General features: G+C 66.3%; 18 protein-coding genes and 7 pseudogenes. 16 read left to right on the top strand and 9 right to left on the bottom strand.

What is annotated here, in order from left to right:
* Positions 1-100: 100 nt before the first annotated feature.
* The 5 genes and pseudogenes from AC0IX7_RS01360 to AC0IX7_RS01340 form a co-directional block, all read right to left on the bottom strand.
* Positions 101-1,224 (bottom strand): annotated as a pseudogene (locus tag AC0IX7_RS01360) (alkaline phosphatase D family protein).
* 89 nt (positions 1,225-1,313) lie between these two features.
* Positions 1,314-1,664: pseudogene (locus tag AC0IX7_RS01355) on the bottom strand (PhoD-like phosphatase N-terminal domain-containing protein); the annotation flags it as partial.
* Between the two features lie 134 nt (positions 1,665-1,798).
* Positions 1,799-2,482: a FecR family protein gene (locus AC0IX7_RS01350; protein ID WP_471810113.1), complete on the bottom strand. Its 684-nt coding sequence runs from the start codon at positions 2,480-2,482 to the stop codon at positions 1,799-1,801.
* Positions 2,461-2,772 carry a FecR/PupR family sigma factor regulator gene (locus AC0IX7_RS01345; protein ID WP_471810112.1) on the bottom strand — a complete coding sequence of 104 codons (312 nt, stop codon included), beginning with the start codon at positions 2,770-2,772 and terminating at the stop codon, positions 2,461-2,463. Before AC0IX7_RS01345 ends, AC0IX7_RS01350 begins: the two co-directional genes overlap by 22 nt.
* Positions 2,769-3,356 carry an RNA polymerase sigma factor gene (locus AC0IX7_RS01340; RefSeq protein WP_471810111.1) on the bottom strand — a complete coding sequence of 196 codons (588 nt, stop codon included), beginning with the start codon at positions 3,354-3,356 and terminating at the stop codon, positions 2,769-2,771. Before AC0IX7_RS01340 ends, AC0IX7_RS01345 begins: the two co-directional genes overlap by 4 nt.
* A gap of 167 nt (positions 3,357-3,523) precedes the next feature.
* Between AC0IX7_RS01340 and AC0IX7_RS01335 the strand changes: the two are divergent.
* From AC0IX7_RS01335 to AC0IX7_RS01310, 6 genes and pseudogenes are all read left to right on the top strand, one after another.
* Positions 3,524-4,351, top strand: a pseudogene (locus AC0IX7_RS01335) (STN domain-containing protein); the annotation flags it as partial.
* A gap of 577 nt (positions 4,352-4,928) precedes the next feature.
* On the top strand, positions 4,929-6,539 hold the full coding sequence (locus AC0IX7_RS01330; protein WP_471810110.1) for a TonB-dependent receptor domain-containing protein: 1,611 nt from the start codon (positions 4,929-4,931) through the stop codon (positions 6,537-6,539).
* Between the two features lie 286 nt (positions 6,540-6,825).
* Positions 6,826-8,466 carry a Na+/H+ antiporter gene (locus tag AC0IX7_RS01325; RefSeq protein ID WP_471810109.1) on the top strand — a complete coding sequence of 547 codons (1,641 nt, stop codon included), beginning with the start codon at positions 6,826-6,828 and terminating at the stop codon, positions 8,464-8,466.
* Between the two features lie 109 nt (positions 8,467-8,575).
* Positions 8,576-9,247, top strand: a complete 672-nt coding sequence (locus AC0IX7_RS01320) for a DUF6445 family protein (protein WP_471810108.1) — start codon at positions 8,576-8,578, stop codon at positions 9,245-9,247.
* Between the two features lie 313 nt (positions 9,248-9,560).
* Entirely contained in the window at positions 9,561-10,076 is a 516-nt protein-coding gene (locus AC0IX7_RS01315) for a glycoside hydrolase family 16 protein (protein ID WP_471813682.1), read from the top strand.
* Complete coding sequence (locus tag AC0IX7_RS01310) at positions 10,049-10,186, top strand: hypothetical protein (RefSeq protein WP_471810107.1); 138 nt, start codon at positions 10,049-10,051, stop codon at positions 10,184-10,186. Before AC0IX7_RS01315 ends, AC0IX7_RS01310 begins: the two co-directional genes overlap by 28 nt.
* Before the next feature lie 145 nt (positions 10,187-10,331).
* Here the strand turns inward: AC0IX7_RS01310 and AC0IX7_RS01305 are convergent, their stop codons facing one another.
* Positions 10,332-10,928 (bottom strand): MFS transporter, encoded by a 597-nt coding sequence (locus AC0IX7_RS01305; protein ID WP_471810106.1) that lies wholly within the window; start codon positions 10,926-10,928, stop codon positions 10,332-10,334.
* Positions 10,889-11,275 (bottom strand): hypothetical protein, encoded by a 387-nt coding sequence (locus tag AC0IX7_RS01300; RefSeq protein WP_471810105.1) that lies wholly within the window; start codon positions 11,273-11,275, stop codon positions 10,889-10,891. The genes AC0IX7_RS01305 and AC0IX7_RS01300 overlap by 40 nt, the downstream gene beginning before the upstream one ends.
* Before the next feature lie 465 nt (positions 11,276-11,740).
* Between AC0IX7_RS01300 and AC0IX7_RS01295 the strand changes: the two are divergent.
* From AC0IX7_RS01295 to AC0IX7_RS01250, 10 genes and pseudogenes are all read left to right on the top strand, one after another.
* Positions 11,741-13,249 (top strand): annotated as a pseudogene (locus tag AC0IX7_RS01295) (TonB-dependent receptor plug domain-containing protein); the annotation flags it as partial.
* Between the two features lie 268 nt (positions 13,250-13,517).
* Positions 13,518-14,786, top strand: coding sequence for a TonB-dependent receptor domain-containing protein (locus AC0IX7_RS01290; protein ID WP_471810104.1), 1,269 nt, complete (start codon positions 13,518-13,520; stop codon positions 14,784-14,786).
* A pseudogene (locus AC0IX7_RS01285) lies at positions 14,749-15,404 on the top strand (tryptophan 7-halogenase). Before AC0IX7_RS01290 ends, AC0IX7_RS01285 begins: the two are co-directional and overlap by 38 nt.
* A pseudogene (locus AC0IX7_RS01280) lies at positions 15,323-15,562 on the top strand (tryptophan 7-halogenase); the annotation flags it as partial. The pseudogenes AC0IX7_RS01285 and AC0IX7_RS01280, both read left to right, overlap by 82 nt.
* A 23-nt stretch (positions 15,563-15,585) precedes the next feature.
* Positions 15,586-16,002, top strand: coding sequence for a tryptophan 7-halogenase (locus AC0IX7_RS01275; protein WP_471810103.1), 417 nt, complete (start codon positions 15,586-15,588; stop codon positions 16,000-16,002).
* Complete coding sequence (locus AC0IX7_RS01270) at positions 15,954-16,409, top strand: tryptophan 7-halogenase (RefSeq protein ID WP_471813681.1); 456 nt, start codon at positions 15,954-15,956, stop codon at positions 16,407-16,409. The genes AC0IX7_RS01275 and AC0IX7_RS01270 overlap by 49 nt, the downstream gene beginning before the upstream one ends.
* A gap of 79 nt (positions 16,410-16,488) precedes the next feature.
* Entirely contained in the window at positions 16,489-17,211 is a 723-nt protein-coding gene (locus AC0IX7_RS01265; protein WP_471810102.1) for a SapC family protein, read from the top strand.
* Positions 17,204-18,235 (top strand): cupin-like domain-containing protein, encoded by a 1,032-nt coding sequence (locus AC0IX7_RS01260; RefSeq protein WP_471810101.1) that lies wholly within the window; start codon positions 17,204-17,206, stop codon positions 18,233-18,235. The genes AC0IX7_RS01265 and AC0IX7_RS01260 overlap by 8 nt, the downstream gene beginning before the upstream one ends.
* Positions 18,232-19,737 (top strand): tryptophan halogenase family protein, encoded by a 1,506-nt coding sequence (locus AC0IX7_RS01255; RefSeq protein ID WP_471810100.1) that lies wholly within the window; start codon positions 18,232-18,234, stop codon positions 19,735-19,737. Before AC0IX7_RS01260 ends, AC0IX7_RS01255 begins: the two co-directional genes overlap by 4 nt.
* Before the next feature lie 10 nt (positions 19,738-19,747).
* Positions 19,748-20,808, top strand: a pseudogene (locus AC0IX7_RS01250) (LacI family DNA-binding transcriptional regulator).
* A gap of 231 nt (positions 20,809-21,039) precedes the next feature.
* Here the strand turns inward: AC0IX7_RS01250 and AC0IX7_RS01245 are convergent.
* Positions 21,040-21,375: a hypothetical protein gene (locus tag AC0IX7_RS01245; RefSeq protein ID WP_471810099.1), complete on the bottom strand. Its 336-nt coding sequence runs from the start codon at positions 21,373-21,375 to the stop codon at positions 21,040-21,042.
* A gap of 212 nt (positions 21,376-21,587) precedes the next feature.
* Positions 21,588-23,003, bottom strand: a complete 1,416-nt coding sequence (phoA, locus tag AC0IX7_RS01240) for an alkaline phosphatase (RefSeq protein WP_471810098.1) — start codon at positions 23,001-23,003, stop codon at positions 21,588-21,590.
* Positions 23,004-23,066: the final 63 nt, after the last annotated feature.

The raw sequence follows: 23,066 nt of genomic DNA, 5'->3' as shown, positions 1-23,066 counted from the left end.
GGACGAGGGTCAGCCGCGCTTGCCGATCAGCGGTAGCAATATCCTACCCTCACCACGGCGGAACCACGTCCGCGGTGGCGCAGCCGGGCAGATCAGCTCTTCAGGCCGGCTGCGGGCCGGGCTGTTTGGGATCCACGGCGAATTTCGCCAGCGTGGAGATCGACCCGCCGGGCCGATCAACCTGGTCCATCACCTTCACCTCGGCGAGCCAGCGATCCGGCGTCACGGTGAATAGCTGGTAGCCGCGCTGGTTGTTTAGGAGGGCGACGTTGGGATTGTTGTTCAGCGTGCGGTTTTCGCCCGGATAGTGCAGCCCGCCGGTGCCGCCCGAGGAGATCGAGGTCGCCAGAAACTCCGTGGCAATCGCGGGGCCGCCGACGTCTTCCGCAGCCCGCGGCACCGATCCGATGACGTTCTGGTGAAGATCGCCGCTGCCGATCACGACATTGGTCAGCCCCGCCGCACGATACCGTCGACGAGCCGCTGGCGCGACAGCGGGTAGCCGTTCCAATTGTCCTTGCCGATAAGGGGCGTCGTGGCGCCGTCCTTGCGGGCGTCATAGGGCATGACCATCACCTGCTGCGCGATGAAGTTCCAGCGGGCGCGGTTGGCGAGCCCTTGGTCGAGCCAGCGTTCCTGTGCCGCCCCCAGCATCGTCCGCTCCGGCCGGTCGACGGGAACGCACGCGTCGAGCTGCGCGCGCGGCAGACCGGGACGCTCGCAGAGCTGATCGCTGCGGAACGAGCGCGTGTCGAGAACATGCATCCGTGCGAGCGTGCCGTAATCGAGCCGGCGATAGGCGTGCGTGCCGTTCGCGCCGGGCCGCTGTGCGCGACGGACGGGCACATGCTCGTACCAGGCTTGCAGCGCCGCCGCCTTGCGGTGCGCGAAGATCCCAGGCGGGTTGCCGTCCTTGTCGAAGTCTCCCGCCCAATTATCGTCGATCTCGTGATCGTCGAACGACATGATGAAGGCGACCGCGGCATGCGCCGCCTGGAGATCGGGATCGGCCTTGTACTGGGCGTAGCGGCGGCGATAGGCGTCCAGCGTATAGGTCTCGGCGCCGAGATGCTTGCGCGGACTGAGCTCCGCACGTGCCGCCATTTCGTAGATGTAGTCGCCGTAGTGGAATATAACGTCGAGATCGGGCTCGCGGGCGACGTGCGCATAGGCGGTGAAGAAGCCGGTTTCGAAATCCTGGCAGCCCAGCAGCGCGAGCCGCAACCGGTCGAGCGATGCCCCGCCGCCGGCGCCGTCCGGGCGGTGCCGATCAGGCTCGCGCCGGCGCCGGCGACGAGGAAACGGTACCAATAGGGGCGATGCGGCCGCAGCCCGTCGACCTCGACATGGACCGAGTGCGCCAGCGCCGCTTCCGCCACCGCCGCGCCGGTGCGGACGATCTTGCGAAAACCAGGGTCCTCGGCGACCTCCCAGCGGACCGGAACGTCATGCGGCGGCATTCCGCCATCGGGGGTCTGCGGCTCGGGGGCCAGCCGCGTCCAGATGACGAACCCGTCCGGCCACGGCTCGCCCGAGGCGATTCCGAGCGTGAACGGATCGCGTGTGAATGTCGCCCGCGCCAGCAGGCGAGGCGCACCCAATCCTCCGAGCAGCGATAGGGACAGACCGGCCTTGACCAGATTGCGGCGATCGAACTGAGTCACGGCGGGCACACTCCTTGCAGCAGGGTGCGGACTGCACGCCGGACCACGCCCGGCATCGCATCGCACCCTGTCATGGTGGGAAGACGGACCAGCCCGACGAAACCCGACACGAAAAGCGGCCGGCAACGACGACTTTAGTGGTCTTCCGGCCTAACCGCGGGGCGGATGGAGATCGTCTTCGGACCATAAGCGACATCGACATGATAGGCCGCCTGCACCGCCTGTAGCGCCCGATCGGTATCGGCGATGTGGAAGCGTCCGCTGATCGGCAGCGCCTGCAAGCTGCGATCCTGCAACAGGATCGGGCGCCTCGAATAGCGTTGCACCTTGCCGATCAGCACGCCGAGCGGAATATCGGACGCTTCGAACCACCCGGACTTCCAGTCGGGCGCGCCCTCCGCGATGCGCGGCTGCGCGACGACATGCCCGTCGACGACACGCGCACCGTCTCCCTTGCGCACCACGAGATTGGCCGCGCCGTCCACGCCGACCTCCACCGCGCCGCGATATACCGACACCGCAGTCCGCGTCGGGCTTTGGCGGTCGACGTTGAACGCGGTACCCAACACGCGCACCGATGTGGTGCCGCTGGTGACCCGGAATGCCCGGACGCCCTCATGCCGAACGTCGAAGAACGCTTCGCCGCGCACCAGCGTCGCGGTGCGTTCCCACGGCAGGATCCGGACGCGCAGCTCGGTATCGCTGCTCAGGTCCACCCGCGATCCATCTGCCAGCACGACCGACCGGATCTTGCCCGCGCCGCTACGGTAGGTGCTCGTCGACACGATCGGCAGGATCAGCAGAATCGCGAGCAGCATCGCGCACGCGGCCGCCGCCAACCGGGGGCCGTGGCCCAAGTCCGTCGGAACCGGTTGCCCGGTTCCGACGGTGCGGGGGCGGTGATCGGTGCGCGTCCGGCCTGGCCGAGCGCTTCGACCAGCGCCTCCGAATGCCACAGCGCCTGGAGATCCGCGAAGACCTCGCGGTGGCGCGGCGACGCCGCCATCCACGCGTCGAAGTCGGGCCCGGCCGCCGCATCGAACGCGGGTTGGTTGAGCCGGTCGATCCAGCCGGCCGCCTCCTCCACGATCTGGTTCTCACGGCTCATCGCTCGCCGCCACGCATGACCGCGTTCCCCGGCATCGCCTTGTGGAGATCGGCAAGGCCGCGGGTGATATGCTTCTCGACTGCCTTCGGGCTCAACCCCAGATCCCTCGCTATCGCCGCACAGCTTTGGCCCTGCAATCGACGGCGGACAAGTACGTCGCGGCGCAGCGAGGGCATCGCCGCCAGCGCATCGTTGAGGATCGCAAGCTCCTGCCGGCCGACGAGCACGCGATCGGGCAAGGGCGCCTGGCTGGCGGGCTCCTCCTCGCGTTCGGCGACGTACCTCCTGTCGCGGCGGTGATGATCGACCAGCAGGTTTGCTGCGATCCGAAAGCCCAGCGCATAGATGCTGACCAGCTTTTGCAGGCGGCTTTGGTGTACCAGCCTCGACAACGTCTCCTGCACGACATCCTCGGCGACGTCGGCGCGGTTGGTGCGTGCCCGGACATACCGGCCGAGCGTGGCGGCAATCGCGCGCCAGTCTTCGGCCGGGGTTCGCCCGCGAGGCTCTCGATCTGATGCGGCGACGCGGGCATGGGATATCCGGGTTATTCGTCCCGGCGCTCTAGGCCCCGTTTGTGACAATCTCGGAGAGTGTCACGAAGAGTGTCCGAAACAAGTATATGCGAGGTTTCGGCGGGTTTGTCTCAGACGATAATAGCCGTGCAGCCATGTCACATAACTGAAACCAAATACTTTGTCGGGTTTCGCGCATCTTTTCCGTCTCCCCCTCAAGCCATTCGGGGGAAAACATGTTCAACACGATCCGACTATCGCATCTTCTATTAGGGTCTGCTGCGTCGCTCGCCTGCTTTGCCACGCCGGCAGCAGCACAGAGCGCGCAGTCTGCGCCGCGCCAGTTCACCTTCGACGTGCCGGCGCAGGGCCTCGGCGACGCGCTGCTGGCCTTCTCGCGGCGGACGGGGCTGCAACTGGCGTCCTCGCCAGCGCTGTTGAAAGGCGCGCGCAGCCAGCGCCTGCGCGGGCGGATGACCGCCGAAGAAGCGCTCGCGCGGCTCACCGCGGGTAGCGATCTCGACGGCAGGATCGTCGGTGGCACGGTGACGGTCGTCCGGCGCATGCCCTATGCCACGGCGGGGGCGAACATCCCTGCCGTGGCACTTGGCGGCGCTGAAGCGCAATTTGCCGCCCAGCCGGTATCGATGGCCGATCAATCGGCCGACGGCGGTACCGATATCGTCGTCACGGGATATCGCGAGAGCGTGGCGAAGGCGCAGCAGATCAAGAAGGCCGCGACCGGTTCGCAGGACGTGATCCTGGCGCAGGATATCGCGGCGTTTCCCGACCAGAACCTCGCCGAGGCGCTGCAACGCATCCCCGGCGTCGCTATCACGCGCGACAGCGGCGAAGGCCGGCAGATCTCGCTGCGTGGCCTGGGCGCGGATTTCACGCGTACCCAGCTGAACGGCATGGAGGTGCTCACCAACACCTCGTCGGGGCTCGACAGCCGATCGTCTGTCAGCCGGTCGCGTTCGTTCGACTACAGCATCTTCGCGTCCGAACTGTTCAACAAGGTCGTCGTCGAGAAATCCTATGCGGCCGAGCAGGACGAGGGCGGCATCGGCGGCACGGTCGGGCTGCACACGGCCAAGCCGTTCGATTTCAACGGCCTAACCGTCGTGGCATCCGCCAAGGGGCAGTCGAACCAATATACCAAGACGGTCACGCCGCGGCTGGTCGGCCTGATCTCGGACCGGTGGGGCGATTTCGGCTTCCTCGCATCGGTGGCGTACAGCACGGCCGACACGGTCGAGTTCGGCTATCGCAACTGGAACTGGTCGCAGCTCAATTTCGGAGCCGCCAATGTCGGTCCGAGCGTTTCCGCAGCGGACCGGGCGGTGCTGGTCGGTGCGACCGGCGCCAACCGCGCATGGAACAGCCGCGCGCAGACCTATGCGACGTTCTTCAACAAGCGCGAGCGCCTGGGCCTCACCACCGCGCTGCAATATCACCCGAACGACCGCACCGACCTGACGCTCGACGTGCTGTACGGCAAGTTGACCAACGATCGCCGGTCGGGTGTGATCGGCGCTGCGGGGACCAACGGTATCGCCGCCAACAACGTCACCGGAACGCAGGTGCTGACCGGTGTAACCTTCGACGAGTATAACGACATCGTCGGTGCGTCGTTCGATCATGTCGACATGCGCACCGAGATCGAAGGTGACGCAGGACCAGACGACCTTCTGGCAGGCCGCGCTGAACGGGCATACCGATCTGACCAGCAACCTGACGGTCAACTTTCTCGGCGGCTGGTCCCGGTCGACGTTCAATTCTGGCTATGCCCAGGTGTATCTGGAGGCCGTCGACAAGAGCTATGCGTTCAGCGGCCTGAACACGGGATCGCCGCGAACCAGCTACGGCTTCGACATCGCCGACGCGTCGCAATGGGACCTGCAAGGCCTGGAAACGCGCGCCGACCGCATCCGCAGCGAGTTCTACAACAGCAAGGCGGAACTCGCCTGGACGGTCGGCTCGGGCTCGACGATCAAGGCGGGGGGCGGGTTCAAGCGCTTCACCAACAGCGGCTGGCAGCGCAAGGTCGCACCGAGCTACGAGGGTAAACCTGGCGTGCCCGACGTCCCCACCAGCGTGTTGTCGGACAGCAGCCTCGCCCCCTATGTCATCGGCGACGTGGCGGCCACCTACGCGCTGCTGGGCCAGAGCATGACGGTCGACGCGAGCGACACCGTCGCCGGCACTGCCTATGACCTCGTCGAGAAGACCTATGGCGCGTATCTGCAATATGACCTGAAGACGCAACTCGGCAACATCGGCCTGCGCGCCAATCTGGGCGTGCGCTATTATCATACCGACCTCGGCTCGTCGGGGACGGCGCTGGTCGGCACCGCGCTGGTACCGGTCAACGTGACCAACAGTTACGACGGCTTCCTGCCCGCGGCGAACCTGGCGTTCGACCTCACCCGGTCGCTGGTCTTTCGCATCAGCGGCAACCGCAACCTGAGCCGCCCCGCGCTCAGCGACATGCGCGCGGCGGGGACGCTGAACCTCGCCTCGTTCGGCGGCACGATCGCCGCGGGCAATCCCAACCTCGCGCCTTTCATCGCCGATTCCGTCGAGGGGTCGCTCGAATATTACGATGGCCAGCGCGGTTCGCTGGCGATCGGCGCGTTCTACAAGCACATGGATTCGTACATCACATCGGAGACGCGGCTGGTCGCGTACAACAGCACGGGGTATCCGTCGTCGCTGCTGCCGGTCGGCGTCGATCCGTCGGTGCTGGTGAACTATACGCGGCCGGTCAACGGCCCAGGCGCATCGATAAAGGGCGTCGAAATCGCGGCCAAGCGCGACTTCGACTTCCTCCCCGCGCCGTTCGACAAGCTCGGCGTGCTCGGCAACGTCACGTTCGCCGAAGGATCGACCGACGTGTTCTATTCGGACGTTGCGGTTCGTTTGCCGTTGCCGACGCTCTCGAAATTCTCGTCCAACGCGACGCTGTATTACGACACCGATCGCTGGGGCGTGCGAGGCTCCGTGGCGACCCGCTCGCGCTATCGCTGGGGCAATGGCGGCAACGGCAATATCGGCGAATATATCAAGGGGACGACGAACCTCGACGCGTCCGCCTATGTCAACGTCACGCGCCAGTTCAAGCTGTCGCTGGACGTGATCAACATCACCGACGAGCCGATCGTCCAATATGCCGACGGCACCGCCAAGCGGGTGATGACCAACACCGTGAGCGGGCGGACGGTAGCGTTCGGCGGGACGATGCGGTTCTAGGCTGACGACGTTCGCAACGAGGGCAGGTCGGGCGAGGCGCCGGCTTGTCCTCTCGACGGCGGCTGCATCGGCGCGGTGTGCCGTGACCAGCACGGCCGACCGCCTTCTTGCCGGCCGATATGCTTGCTCTCGTGCAGCTACTGGCGCCGCTGAAGGCTTGCGCGCCAACAGGGTGACTTGTCCGGCAATACCCGCAGCCTCATGCGCGCGATCGTGCAAAACGAGACGCGGGGTGTCGTCGGTCGGTGAAAACCGATAACATCCGGGCTTACCCTGGGAGTATCGCTTGGAATCCGTCTCGATTGTACTCGTCCTTTTGCTCGCGGTCGTGGCGAGCGGCGCAGTGTCCCGCATGGTGCCGGTATCCATACCGACGCCACTGGTTCAGATCCTTCTCGGCGCGGTGATTGGGCTATCGACGTCGTATCGCGTGGCGCTCGACCCGGAGCTTTTCCTCCTTCTGTTCCTGCCCCCGCTGCTGTTCCTTGACGGTTGGCGCATACCCAAGGACGAGCTCCTCAAGGATCTGTCGACCGTCGTCGAACTGGCGCTGGGACTGGTTCTTCTGACGGTGATCGGCATGGGCCTGTTCATCCACTGGATGATCCCGGCGATGCCTCTGGCCGTCGCGTTCGCGCTTGCGGCCGTGGTATCTCCGACCGACCCGATCGCCGTCTCGGCGATCGCTGCGCGCGTTCCGATCCCCAAACGGATGATGCACATCCTGGAGGGTGAATCGCTTCTCAACGATGCGTCGGGGCTGGTGTGCCTGCGGTTTGCGATCGCCGCCGTCCTGACGGGTACGTTCTCGGCGACCACCGCCGCCACCAGCTTCGTCTGGGTTGCCGGTGCCGGCCTCGCCGTCGGTATCGTCGTCACGATCGTCGCGACCTACATCAAGGCCTGGGTCTCGCGGCGCTTCGGTGAGGAACCCGGTTCGCAGATCCTGGTCAGCCTGCTGATCCCCTTCGGCTCCTATCTCCTTGCCGAGCATCTCCACGCATCCGGGATCCTGGCCGCCGTATCGGCCGGCGTCACGATGACCTTCGCCGAACGGTCGCGTCAGGCACTGGCGACCACCCGGATGCGGCGCAATTCGGTGTGGGACACGATCCAGTTCGCGCTGAACGGCATCATCTTCGTGCTGCTGGGCGAGCAGCTTCCCGCCATCCTTGCCGGTGCGAAGGCGACAGTGCTGCTGACGGGGCATCACGGGCCGGCGTGGCTCGGCCTGTATGTGCTGGCGATCGTCGCCGGCCTCGCGATGCTGCGCTTCGGGTGGGTCTGGGTATCCTTCCGCCTGACGATGTTTCGGCGGCGCCACGGGAACGAGACGGCGCAGAAGAGCCCCGATTGGCGGCTCGTCGCCGCGATGTCGTTGGCCGGCGTCAGGGGCGCGATCACGCTCGCCGGCGTGCTGACCATTCCGCTGACGCTGACCGACGGGTCGCCCTTCCCTGCCCGCGATCTCGCGATCTTCCTGGCGGCGGGGGTCATCATCGTCTCGCTGGTCGTGGCGAGCGTCGCGCTGCCGATCCTGCTGAACGGGCTGACCATGCCGCCCGAACCTTCGCTGCAGGCCGAGGAGGACGCAGCGCGCGTCGCCGCCGCCGAGGCTGCGATCTGTGCCGTCGAGCGCGCCCAGCACGATCTTGCCGAGCGGGACGGCAATGCCGACTTCTTCGCCGCGGCCGGCACCCGGGTGATGGACCTGTACCGGGAGCGCATCGAAAGCCGTAGCGGCTCGGCCAAGGCGACCGCGGAAGCTCGGCTGCAGGATCAACTCGAGCGGACGTTTCGGCTGGCCGCCATCAAGGCCGAGCGCGCATCGGTGGTCGAGCGCGTCCGCGAGCGCCGGATCGGCAGCGTCACGGCGCAGAAGCTCATCCGCGAACTCGACCTGCTGGAAACCCGCTACCGCGTCTAACCACGATCGGTCGCCTCGGTGGCCGGCGCGGTGAACGTGGATCGCCGGACTCGGTTGAAGACTTTGCACCGACCTCGTGGCATCCCCCGGCAATGGGCGACCGACAGTCATGACACCGCACAGCATCACCCGACAGCGTATCGGTACCGAGTCGGAGCCGCTGATCGTCATCGACGGCTTCGCAAACGACCCGGACGCGTTGCGCAGCGCAGCGGCGCAAGCCCCATTCGGACCCGCCGGGGCCCATTACCCCGGCCTGTGCGCTCAGCTCCCGGAATCCTACCTGCAAGACCAGCTTCCGATCGTCGCCCGCGGCCTGGGACGCGATTTCGGATCATGCCGCCGAATCCGCGTCGTCGATGCGCAATTCTCGATCGTGACGATCTCCCCGGACGCACTCGATATCCGGCAACGCGTTCCGCATGTCGACGCCTATGGCCGCGACCGGATCGCGCTCATCCATTACCTGTCGTCTGCGCATCGCGACGGGACCGCGTTCTTCCGACATCGTCGAACCGGGTTCGAGACGATCGACGAGGCCCGCGCACCGGAGTACTTCGCGCGGCTCGGCAGCGAAGTCGAGGCGATGCCGCCCGCGGGGTACATCGCCGAGGATACCGCGCTGTTCGAACGCACCGCGCTGGTCGAGGCCACGTACAACCGCGCCTTGCTCTATCGAAGCTACGTCCTGCACAGCGGCGCCATCGCACGCGACGCGATACTCTCGGCGGATCCGGCGCTGGGGCGACTGACGGTCACCGCGTTCCTCGCAATCGAATGACGCGGTTGAGGTAAGGATACGCTTGGCCTAGTCCGGTCGCGGATACCGTCAGGACCCACGCGGCGACAGGATGCCGTTCGCCAGACACCGACGCGCTATCCATGACGACGAGGGGCCTTTCGATGATCCTGCTGATACTCGCCGCGCAAGCCGCAACATTGGGCGCGACCAACTACAGCGTCGATGCGCCCATGCCTGCGCCCAAGGGGAAGCCGAGCTTTGCCGACGAGTTCGACGGCAAGGCGATCGACCAGACCAAATGGCGCTTCGACGTGTCGCGCAACGCCGCGGGCTGGTACAATAACGAACGCCAATATTATGCGAAGGACCGCGCCGAGAACGCGCGGATCGAGGACGGCGCGCTGGTGATCGAGGCGCGGCGCGAGAAACTCACCAAGACGCGGTTCGCCGACTGGGGCGGCCAGGCGTATACCTCAGCCAAGCTCGTCTCGCGCAAGCCTCGCGGCTACGGCTTTACGAGGTCCGCGCGAAGCTGCCGTGCGGTCGGGGCAGCTGGCCAGCGATCTGGCTGCTCCCGTCGGGCGGCAAGTGGCCGGACGAAGGCGAGATCGACATCATGGAGATGGTCGGCTGGGACGCCGGCACCGTGCATGCGACGCTGCACAGCGGTGCCTTCAACCACGTCAAGGGCACGCAGCGCGGCGCCCAGACGAAGATCGCAACCGCCTGCACCGCATATCACCGTTATCAGCTCGACTGGCGCGCCGATACGATCACGATCGGCGTCGATGGTCGCGCGATCATGCGCGTCGCCAACGACCAGCCCGGCGGCAAGGCGGCGTGGCCGTTTACGCGCCCTACGACCTGATCCTCAACCTCGCGGTCGGCGGCGATTGGGGCGGCCAGAAAGGGATCGACGATGCCGCCTTCCCGCAGCGCATGGCGGTCGATTACGTCCGGTACTGGCAGCCGCGCTAACGCCGACCGCGCGCGGCAAGGATCGTTCCTCCGCCGCACAGGGTCAGTGCGGCGAGTACCAGCATCACCGCATCGAAATCGGTCGGCGTGGCGAGCGCCCAGGTGAGCGTCGGCCCGAGCAGCCCGGGCAGCGTGTTGGTCAGGTTCAGCAGCCCCAGGTCGCGCCCGCGATGCAGGGATTCGGCAGCAACTGCATCGCGAACGACGCGTGCAGCGCCAGGAACACCGACGCACCCGTCGTGTAGATGCAGAACGCGACCGCACCGCCCTCGAAGTCGTCCGCGACGGCCATCCCGACCAGCCCGGCCGCCGCGACGATCGTGGCGGCGAACAGCAACGGCTTGGTCCGCCCGGAGCGATCCGCGAACCGGCCGACGACCACCGCGATCGGCAGCGGCAGCGTGTAGGCGACAAGCATCACCGTCCCCATCCGCGCCGCGATCGTGCCCGGCGCCAGCGTCGGCGCGACGCTTTCGAGATAATAGAAGAGATAGACGAACAGCGCGCTGCCCGCGACCTGGACGAACAGCCGGGCGCTCCAGGCGAGCGCGAGGTCGCGGCGGAGCATGGCCTTCACGGGCGAGGTCGGCTCGACCCGCGCCACCGGCCGCGACCTGGTCAGCAATAACGGCACGATGCCGCAGGCCATCACGAGCGGCACGATCGAAAGGCGCGTCGCTTCGTCGAGCGACGCCGTCGCCATCAGCATCGCCGCCAGTGCCGACGCGACCGGACAGGCCATCGCAAGCAATCCACCGGCGACCCCCTTTGCGCATCGGGCACTTCGTCGGCCATGATCGCGAGCAGTGGCGCCAGCACCGCGTTCACCGCGACCTGGAACGCGACGACCGCGAGGATCAGCGCGCCGGGCGTCGCGGCATTGGCGATCGCCGCATAGCACATCGCGGTGGCGACGATCCCACCGGCCAGCCATCCCCGACGTCCCCTGCCCCGCGCGACCGATCGATCGCTCAGCCATCCGAACGCGATGTTCGACACGCTCGCCGCCACCGCGCCCGCGACGACGATCGCGGTTAGGACGTCCAGCCGGCCGGCACCCGCAACCGCATCGACCTTGATCGGCAGCAACAGCGTCAGCAGCGGAGGTAGCCGACGACCCCGCCGGCATAGGCGAGCGCGAAGACCAGCAGGAACGCGGTCGAGCGACGGTCGCGGCGCGGCGCTGGATCGCGGAAAACGGGAGGGCGCGCCATGCCGCAACCCTAAGCTGCGGCGGGCCGGACAGGCAACTGCTCCGCCGTTGGTTCGGATGGGCACATGGATCGTCGTGACCGAATCTCGTTCTCCCGCAAAGACGGAAGCCGAGTCCGGGTCCCCGCCTGCGCGGGGAAACGCGCCTTGGGCTACCTCAGGCCCCGACCGACCTCACCCGCCGCGGATTGCGCCCTCTGTTGCGTCATAGCCACTATCGAGAACCAAATTTGAGAACGTTCACAAGTGTAGCGCTACCGTGCTTGACACAGTGTTACAAAATGCGAAGTGAACGTTCACGGGAAGGCGCAGGTCATAGCGCCGTCTACAGGGAGGACTATCATGCGTGGCTTCGCAGCTCGCTCGCTTTCGCGTTTCGTCATCGGCACTTCGGCACTGGCACTGGTCGGCCTGCCCGGTATCGCCATGGCGCAGGACGCCGCCGCCACGGTCGGCAATCCAGGCTCCTCGGACATCGCACCGCAGGCCACCCCCGCCGATCCGAACGAGACCACCGACGATATCGTCGTGACCGGCATCCGCGCATCGCTGCGCGAGGCGATCGACATCAAGCGCAACGGCCAGGGCGTGGTCGACGCGATTTCGTCCGAGGACATCGGCAAGTTCCCCGACACCAACCTTGCCGAGTCGCTCCAGCGCATCACCGGCGTGTCGATCGACCGCTCGAACGGCGAAGGCTCGACCGTCACGGTCCGCGGCTTCGGCCCCGAATACAACCTCGTCACGCTCAACGGTCGCCAGATGCCGACCTCGACGCTCGGCGACGGCGCCAGCGCGCCCGCATCGCGCTCGTTCGACTTCGCCAACCTCGCGTCCGAAGGCGTCGCCGCGGTCGAGGTCTACAAGACCGGCCGCGCCGCCGTGCCGTCGGGCGGGATCGGCTCGTCGATCAACATCCGCACCCCGCGTCCGCTCGACAAGCCGGGCACACGCGGCAGCATCGCCGCGAAGGGCGTGCTCGACAGCTCGCGCAACGGCAAGGACCCGATCACGCCGGAAGTGTCGGGCATCCTGTCGACGACCTTCGCCGACGATCGTATCGGCGTGCTGTTCAGCGGCGCGTACCAGCGGCGCAAGGCGAGCAACAACTCGGCCAGCGTCGGCTTCCGCGACGGGTTCCTGGGGGCTGAGAACAACTGGGGCACGCTGGCGCAACCGGGCACGCCGGGCGGCGCGAACATCACCAACCGCCCCGGTCCGACCGATGTCTACGAGATCCCGCAGAGCGCCGCCTACGACGTCATCGACATCGACCGCGAGCGCATCAACGGCCAGCTCGTGTTGCAGGCCAAGCCGACCGACACGCTGACCGCGACGCTCGACTTCACCTATTCGAGCAACAAGGTTGAGGTGCGCGACAGCAGCGTCGGCATCTGGTTCAACTTCGGCGACACGCGCAGCGCGTGGACTGACGGCCCCTCGGCCGGCCCGCTATTCTATTCCGAGAATTTCGCGCCCGGCAAGGATCTGTCGTACAGCAGCGCGCTCAGCGCCAACAAGTCCGAGAACAAGTCGCTCGGCGGCAATTTGACCTGGGAAGCGCCCGGCAACGTCACGATGTCGCTCGACGCGCATCACTCGACCGCGGTCTCCAAGCCGACCAACGATTACGGCAGCAGCACGTCGATCGGCGGCGCGATCTTCGGCGTCCAGTCGCAGACCGTGAACTTCGAGAACGACCTGCCGATCATCTCGTACCAGATGTATCCGGGTATCGACCCGCTGAACGCATCGCTGATCACGCCGACCGGCAACGCGTTCCGCAACGCGTATTTCAAGGACGAGATCAACCAGCTCCAGTTGAAGGGGCATTACGACCACGACGGCGATTTCCTCGATAGCATCGACTGGGGCTTCTCGTACGTCGATAACAAGGTCCGCTCGGCCTATGGCTTCATCCAGAACGAGACCTGGGGCGGCATCGACCCCGCGGTGCCTCGTTCGGCGCGGCTGCGGTGCCCGACGATTTCTTCAACCTCACCAGCCTGCCCGACAAGTTCCAGGGCGTCTCGGGCTCGAACGATCCCGCGCTGCCGCCGTCGATCTATACCTTCAAGTTCGAGCAGATGGCCGAATTGCTGCGCTCGCAATATAATATATGCAGCGCGCCGCAGACGGGGTGGCCGCGCCCGGCACCTGCCTTGCCAACTACACCAACGATCGCCGCATCCGCGAGCAGACGATCTCGCCGTACATCCAGTTCAACGGCAAGTTCTCGGTTTTCGACATGCCCGCGCACATCATCGGCGGCGTCCGTTACGACGAAACGCAGGTGAACTCGTCGGCACTGGTGCCGATCCCGAACGGGACGCGCTGGACCGGCGCCAACGAATTCGCGCTAACCTACGGCGCCAATTCGTTCACTTCGCTCAAGGGCAAGTATCACAACTGGCTGCCCGCGGTCGATTTCGACATCGAACCGATGCGCAACGTGAAGCTGCGCGCGTCGTACAGCCACACCATCACGCGCGCCGACTATGGCAGCCTGCAGGGTGGCCTGAACATCGACTCCAACCCGCGGATCGGCGGCGGCACGGGCAGCCAGGGCAACCCGAACCTGCTTCCCTTCAAGTCGAAGAACATCGATCTGTCGGCGGAATGGTATTACGGCCCCGAAAGCTATATTTCGGTCGGGTACTTCAACAAGGACGTGAAGAACTTCATCGGCACGAACCAGATCAACACGCCTGCGTTCGACCTGCGCAATCCGGGCTCGGGCCCCCGCTATCGTCAGGCGGTGGCGGCACTGGGAACAACGGACAATCTGCGCGTCCGCGATTACATCCTGCGCAACTTCCCCGCCTCCTCGCAGGTCACCGGCACCAGCGATTCCGGGCTGCTGAACGGCAACATCTTCGGCCTGCCGGAGGACGATCTGTTCAACTTCCAGTTGAGCCAGCCGTTCAACAGCGACCAGACCGCCAACATCAACGGCTGGGAATTCGCGATCCAGCACCGCTTCTGGGAAACCGGGTTGGGCGTCATCCTGAACTACACGATCGTCAACGGCGATGCGAAATACGACAACACGCTTGATCCCAATGTCGGCCAGTTCGCGCTGACCGGGCTCAGCGACAGCGCCAACGCGGTCGGCTATTACGACAAGAACGGCATCCAGGCGCGCGTCGCGTATAACTGGCGCGGCGAGTTCTATGCGGGTGGCGCGTTCGACCCGACCTATGTCGAGGCGTATGGCCAGGTCGACGCCAGTGCGAGCGTCCAGATGACCAAGGGGCTCGCGGTGTTCGTCGAGGCGATCAACCTCACCGGCCAGGGCCGTCGCGGGCATCGTCGCTCGGACAATTTCGTGACCTTCGCGCAGCCAGGGTATGCACGCTATTCGGGCGGCGTCCGCTTCACCTTCTGAGGTGGCCCTCACGACCCTCCCCGCAAGGGGAGGATCGAAGCGACCGCAACGACCGGGAAAAGATGGCTTTGCCGGCGCTGGCAGGGCAAGTCGGGGCGCACTCGAACGAGGGAATAGGCAGCGGACGATGGCCACGGATACCGGCCCCGAAGCAACGAGCGACCACTCGATCACCGATATCGTGATCGTCGGGGGCGGTACGGCGGGCTGGCTCGCCGCCTGCCTGATCGCGACGCGCGCCGATCGCGGCGTGCAGCGGCCTCTCTCCGTTACCCTCGTTGAATCCCCGATGTCGCGACGATTGGGGTCGGCGAGGGCACATGGCCGACGATGCGCCGCACGCTCGAACGGATCGGCATCGCCGAGACCGACTTCCTCCTCGCCTGCGACGCGTCGTTCAAACAGGGATCGCGGTTCGACGGATGGCGGACCGGGGCCGCCGACGACAGCTATTTCCACCCTTCACCGCGCCCGTCGACGGCGACCCGCGCGATATCGTCGCAGCCTGGGCGGGGAACGGCGGCAAGTTCGCGGACATGGTCGGCGCGCAAGGCGAGATCTGCCACCGCGACCTGGCGCCCCGCCAGCGGGCGATGCCCGATTATGCGGGAACGCTGAATTACGCCTACCATCTCGACGCGGGCAAGCTCGCCGCATTGCTGATGCGCCACGCGACCGAGCGGCTCGGCGTGTGCCACGTCCGCGACCACGTCGTCGGGATCGATGCGAACGACGACGGCGACATCGCCGCGGTGCGCACGCGCGCGTCGGGCGCGATCGCCGGCGACCTGTTCCTCGATTGCACCGGCCACGCCGCGCTGCTGATCGAGGGCATTACGGCGTCGCGACGGTCGATCGCGGCGGCGAACTCTTCAACGACCGGGCGCTCGCGGTGCAGGTGCCCGTCGTGCCCGGCAGCGCGATCGCCTCGCAGACCAACGCCACCGCGCATGCCGCGGGCTGGATCTGGGACATCGGCCTGCCGACCAGGCGCGGCGTCGGCTGTGTCTATTCCTCCGCGCATCTGGGCGACGATGCCGCGGCTCAGACGCTCGAGCGCTATATCCGCGCCACCGCGCCGGGTGTCGCGCTACCCGTTTTCCGCCAGCTCAGTTCCAGTCGCGGCACCGCGCGCGGTTCTGGGAACGCAACTGCCTCGCGGTCGGGCTGTCGGCCGGGTTCCTGGAGCCGCTCGAAGCATCGGCGATCGTCCTGATCGAATTGTCGCTCGATGCGCTGCTCGACAATTTCCCCTGCCAGCGCGGCGCGATGGATATCCACGCGACGCGCTTCAACGCGCTGTTCCGCTATCGCTGGGACCGGATCGTCGAGTTCCTCAAGCTGCATTACGTGCTCAGCGAACGCGACGAGCCCTATTGGCGCGACCACCGCGACGCCGCATCGATCCCGCCGCGCCTCGCCGAACTGCTTGCGCTGTGGCGGCACCAGCCGCCGTCGCGCGCGGATTTCCCGATGATCGACGAGATCTTCCCCGCCGCCAGCTATCAGTACGTGGTGTACGGCATGGGCTTCCCGCCCCGTCGCGCGGGCCGATCGCCACCGCCGATCGATCGCGCACGAACGGCTTGCTGGGGCAGGTCGATCAGCGCAGGCGTATGCTGACCGCTGGCCTGCCGACCAATCGCGCCTATCTCGACGCCCTGCGGCACGACACCCTGCCCGCCATGGAACCGATCTGCTGATGCCCGACCACGCCATCCTCACCGCCGACGACCACCGCGACCTGCGGATCCGCACCGAACGCGCGCCCGAACTCGGCGATGCGATCATGGCGTGCATCACCGTCCCGAGCGAGTTCCGTCGCGTCCAGACCGACTATCCGATCCTGTTCCAGCGCGGCCAGGCGCAGGGCGATGTCACCGCCGTCGCGCTGTTCGGGTTCGAGGAGGGCGAGAATCTGTTCCTCGTCGACGGCTGCTGGGACGCGCGCTATCGCCCGCTCGCGATCGACAGCCAGCCCTTCCTCGTCGGCCGCGGCGCCGATGGCTCGGCCGTGCGCCAGGTCCATATCGACATGGCCAGCCCGCGAATCGCCGGGGACAGCGGCGAAGGCATGCGCGTGTTCGACGATACCGGTCGCCCGACGCCGTATCTCGAACGGATCGCCGACCAGCTCCGCGCGCTCGACACCGACTATGTCGCCTCGGCCGACTTCTTCGCGGCGTTGCAGCGCTACGACCTGCTCGAACCGCTGACGCTCGACGTCACGCTCGACGATGGCGCGAAGAACCGGCTGGTCGGGTTCCACGTCATCGACGAGGATCGGTTGGTCGCGCTCGACGATGCCGCGGTCGCCGACCTGCACGCCGGCGGCCATCTGATGCCGATCTTCATGGCGCTCGCCTCGCTCGGCAACATCGGCGCGTTGATCGCCCGCAAGAACCGCCGGATCGCGCATGGCTGAGGCCAGGTCCGGCATCTTCGCCGAGATGGCGGAGGTTCGCGAGATCACGGTCGACGGTCCCGCCGACCTCGACCTGCATCTGCGCGAGGCGACGACGCCGTTCATCGTGCGCGGGCTGATCGCCGACTGGCCGATGGTACAGGCCGGTCGCCAATCGTCACGCGCGGCGCGCGACTATATCCAGCGCCACGCGCGCGACCTGCCCTTCGCGGTCTCGGTCGGCACGCCCGACAGCGGCGGGCGGCTGTTCTACGACGACACGCACGCGATGAACTTCCAGATGCTGCGGGCGAAACTGCCCGAGATCTTCGCGCGGATCGACGCCAACGAAGGCGCCGCGGACGCGCACGCGATCTATCTCGCGTCGATCGACCTGCATCAGTTCTTCAGCGGGCTGCACGAGGCGAACCATGTCGATCTCGGCGAACGGACGCCGCTCGCCAGCATCTGGATGGGCACGCCGACACGCATCGCGGCGCATAACGACGTGCCCGACAATCTCGCCTGCGTCGCGGTCGGCCGGCGGCGCTTTACGGTGTTTCCGCGCGATCAGTTCCGCAATCTCTACCTCGGCCCGGTCGACAACACGCCGGCGGGTCGCGCGGTCAGCATGGTCGATTTCCACGATCCCGATTACGCCGCGCATCCTCGGTTTGGCGAGGCGCTGGCGCATGCGCAGGTCGCCGAGCTGGAGGCCGGCGACTCGCTCTACATCCCGGCGATGTGGTGGCATCATGTCGAGGGGCTGTCCGACTTCAACGTGCTGGTGAATTACTGGTGGCGCGAGAGCCCGAGGTGGCTCGGCCAGCCTCAGGATGCGTTGAACCACGCGATGCTGGCGATCCGCGATCTGTCCGCCGACGAGAAGCAGCATTGGCGCGATATGTTCGACCATTACGTCTTCAGCAATGGCCCCGAGGTCGTCGGCCATATACCCGAAGCAGCGCGCGGCGTGCTAGCGCCACTGACTCCCGACAGCGCGGGCCGCCTCCGTGCCTTCCTCCTGAGAGCGCTCAGCCGATGACCGAACACCCAATGCGCCGCGTCGTGATCGCCGGCGGCGGCACCGCCGGCTGGATGGCTGCCGCAGCAATCGCCCGCACGATGGGCAGCACGATCGACCTGACGCTCGTCGAGTCCGATGCGATCGGGACGGTCGGCGTCGGGGAATCGACGATTCCGCCGATGATCACCTTCAACCGGCTGCTCGGGATCAACGAAGCCGAGTTCATGCGCGAGACGCAGGCGACGTTCAAACTCGGCATCCTGTTCGACGACTGGAAGGATCGCGGCGAGAGCTATTTCCACTCGTTCGGGATCACCGGCAAGGATCACTGGTCCGCCGGTTTCCAGCATTTCTGGCTGCACGGCCTGACTAAGGGTCATGACCAGCCTTACGACGATTACTGCCTGGAGCTGCGCGCGGCGTTGCAGGGCAAGTTCGCGCATCTGCCCGACGACCGGATGAATTATGCGTATCAGCTCGATTCGACGCGCTATGCGAAATATCTGCGCGGGATGGCCGAAGCCGACGGCACGCGCCGTCTCGAGGGCAAGATCGCGCAGGTCGAGCTGAACGGCGAGAGCGGCGACATCGCCGCGCTGGTGCTCGAGTCCGGCGCGCGGATCGAGGGCGATCTGTTCCTCGACTGCACGGGTTTTCGCGCACTGCTGATCGAGGGCGCGCTGCACGCCGGGTTCGACGACTGGACGCATTATTTGCCATGCGACTCCGCGATCGCGATCCAGACCGAGAGCGTGCGCCCTGCCCTCCCCTATACCCGCGCGATGGCGCACGACGCAGGCTGGCAGTGGCGTATCCCGCTCCAGCATCGCACCGGCAACGGCATCGTCTATTGCAGCCGCTATCTCGACCGCGACGCCGCGCTCGACCGGCTGCTCGGCAATATCGAGGGCAAGACGCTCACCGAGCCGAACGTGATCCGCTTCGTGACCGGCGCGCGGCGCCAGCAATGGCATCGCAACTGCATCGCGATCGGGCTGTCGGGCGGGTTCATGGAGCCGCTCGAATCGACCAGCATCCACCTGATCCAGCGCGCCGTGCTGCGGCTGCTGCGGCTGTTCCCGTCGGGCGCGGTCAGTCCGCGCGACGTCGCCGAGTTCAACGACCAGCAGCATACCGACATGCTGCAGATCCGCGATTTCCTGATCCTGCACTACAAGGCCACGAACCGCCGCGACAGCGCGTTCTGGCGGCAATGCGCGGCGATGCCGATCCCCGCCTCGCTGGAGCAGAAGATCGAGCTGTTCCGCGAGACCGGCCGCGTGTTCCGCAAGAACGAGGAGCTGTTCGCGGAGAATAGCTGGGTGCAGGTGATGCTCGGCCAGGGCATCGTGCCGCGGAGCTATCACCCGATCGCGACCAAGCTGCGCGACGAGGAACTGGCGCGGCTGCTCGGGGGCCTGCGCGACGGCACCAACGCGACGGTCGCGGGGCTGCCCGAGCATGCCGCCTATGTCGCGCGCTATTGCGGCACTGCGCCCTCGCCCGTCCTCGCAGCCTGAGTTCAGACGCATGGCAAGACGGCGTCAGGCGGTAACGATCAAGCATGTCGCGGCGGATGCGGGGTTTCGCTCCAGACCGTTAGCCGCGTGGTGAACAAGGATTCGGGCGTCCGGCCCGAGATGATGCAACGCGTGCAGGCGTCGATCGACAAGCTCGGCTATGTCCCGTCGATCGCCGCGCAGCGCATGGGCGGCTCGCGCTCGTATTTGATCCTCGCGCTCAACGACCGCGAGCGGACCATCGCCGACTGGCGCGCGCGACAGGGCACCGACTGGTTCGACCAGATGATGCTGGGCGGGATGCTGACCTGCGCCGAGCACGGCTACCGCCTGATCGTCGAACTGGTCGACACGCATAGCGACCATATCGAGCGCGAGCTGCTGGCGGCGATCGCCGCGCTGCAACCTGATGGCGTGATCCTGACACCGCCGCATTCGGGCAATCCGCTGATCATCAACCTGCTCGAGGCGCAGGGCATCAGCTTCGCGCGGATCGGCTCGCTGACCGAGGGGCCCGGCATCCGGCTGATCATGGACGACACGCGGGCGGCGCGGATCGCGACCGAGCATTTGCTCGAACTCGGCCACCGGCGGATCGGCTTCATCGCCGGACCGGCGGAGTATGAACTCAGCGCGTGGCGGGTCGATGGCTGGCGTTCGGCGATGCAGACGGCGGGCGTTGCGGACGACGACCTGTTGGCGGTCGGCGATTTCAGCCACGCGTCGGGACGCTCGGCGGCGGCACAGTTGCTGGCGCTGGCCGAGCCGCCGACCGCGATCATCGCGAGCAACGATCAGATGACGCTCGCGACGCTCGAACTGGCGCGCGAGCGGACCCTGGCAGTGCCTCGCGACCTGTCGCTGATCAGTTTCGACGACACGCCGATCATCCGTCTGGCACATCCGCCATTGAGCGCGATCGTCCAGCCGATCGCCGAAGTCACCGCGCAAGCGGTCAGCTTGATCATCGCCGATCTCGGCGCGCGTCTGACGACCACCACACCCGTCACGGTCCCCGCCGTTCTGACGACCCGCAACTCGACCTCCCCGCCGCCACAATTCAGCAAGTAACGATAAAAGCCTGGGAGTTCGTGCTACCCGGGGCCTTGCTCCGCCGCGCTGTGAGAATATGCCGGCTACGCTGGACCGTCACACGACCAGTTCAAACGCAAGGCAGCGCGAAGGCGGGCAGCCCAACTCGCAACGGCTGTATTTGACGGCAAGGTGATGGCAGCGGTTGCCCGGAGCTAGCGAACGCAGTTGGGCGTAAACCGAATGGCCGGGATGGAGAGGAAAGCGGCCTCAAGGAAATCGGCCGATGGGTCGGATCGGGACAGGCGTCTCGACCATCTTCTGGCCGGTGTAGCTGCCACCACGAAACTTCAGACATTGCGGCGTCTGGAAATCCTTCTCGCGAGCAAACACCAGGCTCCGCATCTGATAAGCCCGCTCTACTGGGTGAATTCTCAGAGCTGCTCGCATCGCGTTGGCGTCAGCAAATTGGATTCCGTCCAGGCGAGGCTCGGTCCCGACATTGGTCTCACGTCCAGTGGAACATTCGACAATGTAAACATGAGGGTAGACCTCCCAGCGGGCAATCCGCTCAGCATCTTTCCGGCTGATCGAAGCCTGCAGCATGACCCAAGCTCCTGCGCCATCAGGGCGAGCTGATGAGGCTTCAGGATCGTCTTGAATTTCTTCCGGTGAGGCGGCGCGGGCAACGACTTGTGTGGGATTGATCCCCGCCGAGCACCCAACGAGCATCGTCGCGCAGCCCGCTGCTATAAAGGGTGGGAAGTGCTTCACAGCCTGGACATAACGGCAACTCTCACTTTTCGGTCTTGGAATGTCTAGTCTACTCGATCCAGTCCGAGTGCATTCCGGATGATGTAGTGCAGATCGGTCTGGTCGAGCAGTCCCGACACGTTGACCGCATGCGGACCATAGGCCGCGATGCGGAGCTGTGTGCCGGTATGTTCCTGCGAGCCCTCCTCGGCCGTGCCGTAATTGACCGTCATGACACCGCCCTCGCGCGTATTGAGCGCGGCGGTCAGGCCGGGCGCGCGGGCGCCGTTGCCGATGATCTGGCTGGTATGCGCGTGATCGGCGGTGACGATCACCAGGGTGTGTCCGTCGGCCTTGGCGAATTCCAGCGCGACCTGCACCGCCTCGTCAAGATCGACCGTCTCGCCGATCTGGCCGCACGGATTGGCGGCATGGTCCTGCTTATCGATCGACGCGCCTTCGACCTGCAGGAAGAAGCCTTTGGGCCGGTTCTTGAGCAAGGCGATCGCCTTGCGGGTCATCGCAGCCAGATTGGGGGCCGTAGCCAGGCGTTGCGGGTTGGGCTGGCAGGTGACGGCGGGCTTGTCGATGTTGCCGTGGTGGCTGGCGCGCGGACCGGTCCAGCGCACCGGCATGTTGCCGTCGGCGAACAGCCCGATCAGCGGCCGCGTGTCGTCGGCGCGGGAGACGGCGTCGAGCTCGGCGGCATTGCGCACGATGCGATAGCCCCTCGCCTGCGCCTGCTGGAAGAGTGTCTTGCCCTTGTACCGGCCTGCCGTTGCCGCCTCGGCAAAGCTTGCCGCGCCGCCGCCCAGCACCAGGTCGGCGCGGGTATCGAGCAACTGTTCGGTGATCGAACCGGCGCCGCCATTCTCCAGCGCGTTCCGCGGGCAGAGTGTGCTCGTCGCGGCCGGCGCGTAGCATTTGCGCTGCGCGACATGGGCAACCTGCGCGCCCGGCGTGGCGTCCTGGATTTCCGAGGTCGATACATCGCCGGTGGCGAGCCCGGCCGACTTGGCCCGCTCGAGCAGCGTCTTGTGCGGCTTGCCATAGATATCGACGCCGATCGCGCCGTTATAGCTCTTGACCCCCGATGCCCATGCGGTCGCCGAGGCCGCGCTGTCGGTCACATAATTGGGTTTGCCGGTTTCACGATCGAGCGAATAATGCGTGTACTGGCCGGTGAAGGGCAGCGCATCGATGCCCTTGAAATACCCGCCAGCGCCCTCGGCATAGTTGCGCGCGATCGTAATTTCAGAGTCCCCCATGCCATCGCCGATCAGCAGGATGACGTTGCGCACCTCGCTCTTGTCGGCGAGCGCACGATAGGTTTCGTGCATATCGCCGAGAAGACGCCGTGCGCCGCCTGGCGCACGCACATCGCCGCGGGCCGCGCGCGACAGATCGGGTGCTGCCCGCTGGGCGACCGCAGGCTGGACGGACGCGGCGAGCAGCGCAGCGAGAGCGATATGCGAGATCATGGGGATGCTCCGGAACTGGATATTGGGTAGCAAGCCCCGCCTCTGCGGCGAAGCCTGCGGAGG

This window comes from Sphingomonas sp. AC411 (assembly GCF_979253035.1).
The sequence above is the reverse complement of the archived record's forward strand: the minus strand, read 5'-3'. Positions and strand labels throughout refer to the sequence as shown.

What these genes read in the sequence shown, in the direction of transcription:
- AC0IX7_RS01350 (WP_471810113.1), bottom strand. Translation starts at nt 2,482, where the DNA reads ATGCTGCTCGCGATTCTGCTGATCCTGCCGATCGTGTCGACGAGCACC.
- AC0IX7_RS01345 (WP_471810112.1), bottom strand. Translation starts at nt 2,772, where the DNA reads ATGAGCCGTGAGAACCAGATCGTGGAGGAGGCGGCCGGCTGGATCGAC.
- AC0IX7_RS01330 (WP_471810110.1), top strand. Translation starts at nt 4,929, where the DNA reads ATGTCGACATGCGCACCGAGATCGAAGGTGACGCAGGACCAGACGACC.
- AC0IX7_RS01320 (WP_471810108.1), top strand. Translation starts at nt 8,576, where the DNA reads ATGACACCGCACAGCATCACCCGACAGCGTATCGGTACCGAGTCGGAG.
- AC0IX7_RS01305 (WP_471810106.1), bottom strand. Translation starts at nt 10,928, where the DNA reads ATGGCCTGTCCGGTCGCGTCGGCACTGGCGGCGATGCTGATGGCGACG.
- AC0IX7_RS01290 (WP_471810104.1), top strand. Translation starts at nt 13,518, where the DNA reads ATGCAGCGCGCCGCAGACGGGGTGGCCGCGCCCGGCACCTGCCTTGCC.
- AC0IX7_RS01265 (WP_471810102.1), top strand. Translation starts at nt 16,489, where the DNA reads ATGCCCGACCACGCCATCCTCACCGCCGACGACCACCGCGACCTGCGG.
- AC0IX7_RS01260 (WP_471810101.1), top strand. Translation starts at nt 17,204, where the DNA reads ATGGCTGAGGCCAGGTCCGGCATCTTCGCCGAGATGGCGGAGGTTCGC.
- AC0IX7_RS01255 (WP_471810100.1), top strand. Translation starts at nt 18,232, where the DNA reads ATGACCGAACACCCAATGCGCCGCGTCGTGATCGCCGGCGGCGGCACC.
- AC0IX7_RS01245 (WP_471810099.1), bottom strand. Translation starts at nt 21,375, where the DNA reads ATGCTGCAGGCTTCGATCAGCCGGAAAGATGCTGAGCGGATTGCCCGC.
- phoA (WP_471810098.1), bottom strand. Translation starts at nt 23,003, where the DNA reads ATGATCTCGCATATCGCTCTCGCTGCGCTGCTCGCCGCGTCCGTCCAG.